The organism is Occallatibacter sp. (genome assembly GCF_049582745.1).
Classification (GTDB): domain Bacteria; phylum Acidobacteriota; class Terriglobia; order Terriglobales; family Acidobacteriaceae; genus Telmatobacter.
Map to the genome: position 1 here is coordinate 1 of NZ_JBAUUO010000102.1, position 1,898 is coordinate 1,898.

Below are 1,898 nucleotides of genomic sequence, written 5' to 3' on the forward strand. Positions count from 1 at the left end.
GTCCTGCATCCCTATCCCGATGCTCGCTTCTACGCCACTCATCCTTCATAAGAGCCGTATGCGTAGACGCGCTCGTACGGATCTGCGCAGGGGGCGATCAGCAATGATCGTCCCTACTGCGACCGGAGCTCAGAATTGCGCGTCTGAAGGCTCAGTGAGTGACGCTGCGATTACCGCACTCATTGACCGTTGGCCGCTACGAAGCGATCACCCGATAGCCTTCACGGTTTTCGCTGAAGCTATTCTGAAATATTCGCAAACCGGCACTTCTCAAGCGTTCCATCAACTCTTCGTGGCGAAATGCGTAGTAGACAATCGGGTATGACCGCACCGACACTTTTCGAAGTTCTCCCTTTTAGGGGACCGCATTATGCGTGCTTGCTCCCTTATTTAGGTGCCACATTATTCATGTTTTGTGCGGCTTTCTGTTTTAGACTTCTTCATTGACAATCGATCCAATGGCGCTCCCATCCTCCAAACACGCTATCGGAGTGCTTTGCTGCCTCATCGCGCTCGCAGCATGTATCGTCGCATGTATCGTTGCACGGTCCAGGCGTCGGGAATTTCCTCCCGATTGGCCGGTGCTTGTGTCTCTCACCGTCCTTCAGTTGGCGCTCCTGGTCGATATGCTCTTCAGTCTGCGCTGGCTCTTGCACAACAAGCTGGCAAGTGAATTCATGGTTCATCACTTCTATGACCGCCGGGTGGGCCCACAGCATCTTGCCCTTTTTCTTGTGGCTGCCGCGGCGTCAACTGGAATCTGGTTGCTGCTGAAAAGCCTGCGAGGCAGGAGAGGGGCGCAATTGGCGTCCTGCGGAATGATTCTGTGGATATCCACTTGGTTCGCGCAGGTGATCTCTCTCCACTCGATGGACGTCTTCCTCCACAACTCGCTTGATCACGTCACTGTACGCGACGCGGCCTGGATTGTGAGTTCCATCATGATCTCGTGCGGGGTCTTGCTGGATGTTAGAAGAGCGCCGACGACTGCAATCCGGAAGTAATCTGGCTTTGGAGCTACTTCCCGGTAGGCGGTGACAAGAGCGACTCGGACTTGGTTCGTGCTTTCGATCAGCTTTCTGGCTTGTACCAGTCCGGGGAGGCGCCGACGGCAGCTTCAATCTCATTCACCAGAGTACGGTCCAGCTCAGCTACCAGGGCGCCGAGGTTTTCCACGATCTTCCGCCAATTCTCGGCATCGCCAATGGGATACTGCGCCTGTGCAACCGCTCTCGCTGTAGGCGGAATAGACACAGTCGCCTTCCAGCCCATTCCCCAGACCTTGTAGATGGCCAGCATTCTGTGACTCCAAGTGCCAACATCCACGTAGACCTCGACCGTGAAATTCGCAGCCGTACGGCGCTGCAAAGTAAAGCTTCCCGAGCCTCCTCGGCAGCTATAGCCCATGGGCTTGAAGACGCGGTCCAGTTGGGGTTTCTTCGGCCCGGCATTGGTGACCGATTGCAGCTCGTGAGGAATCTCTGCTTGATCCGGCAGATCGTGGGGTAATCGCGCCTGCAGCACAATTTCGGGAATGCGCTCGCGATAGCTCTTAGCGATTTGATGTACAGCGACCGCAGCTTCGGGGTTGGAACTCGCGATCGCCACGCCGGAGGACAGTCGAACAGCTGGAACCGGGCCGGGCAACGGATTTTCCGCGAGCGGGGCCTGCACCGTCTTTCGGACCTTCCCGCAGGCCGCCATCACCGTTGCCACCGCTGTGGCCGGCATCGGCAGCTTTCGGTCTCCGAGCTCCGCCTCAATCACCGTGCACGCAGAGAGAGAACGATTGCGCCCATTGACCCACCACCTATCAATGAGCGACACGCCTGTGCGTAGTCCAGGCGGTGAGGTGAGTGTCGGAACAAGTTCACCAAATTCCGGCGCATGAAAATGAA

Annotated in this window: 2 protein-coding genes; one reads left to right on the top strand and one right to left on the bottom strand. The window is 56.7% G+C overall.

All coding sequences use genetic code 11. From position 1 onward, the window contains the following. The first annotated feature begins 587 nt into the window (after positions 1-587). A complete protein-coding gene (locus WCA10_RS15780) occupies positions 588-1,004 on the top strand; it encodes a hypothetical protein (RefSeq protein ID WP_472823470.1) in 417 nt (138 codons plus the stop codon). A gap of 67 nt (positions 1,005-1,071) precedes the next feature. On the opposite strand, the gene WCA10_RS15785 is transcribed toward WCA10_RS15780, so the two are convergent. Then, positions 1,072-1,898: hypothetical protein (locus WCA10_RS15785; RefSeq protein WP_472823471.1), on the bottom strand; the 827-nt coding region annotated here is incomplete at its 5' end.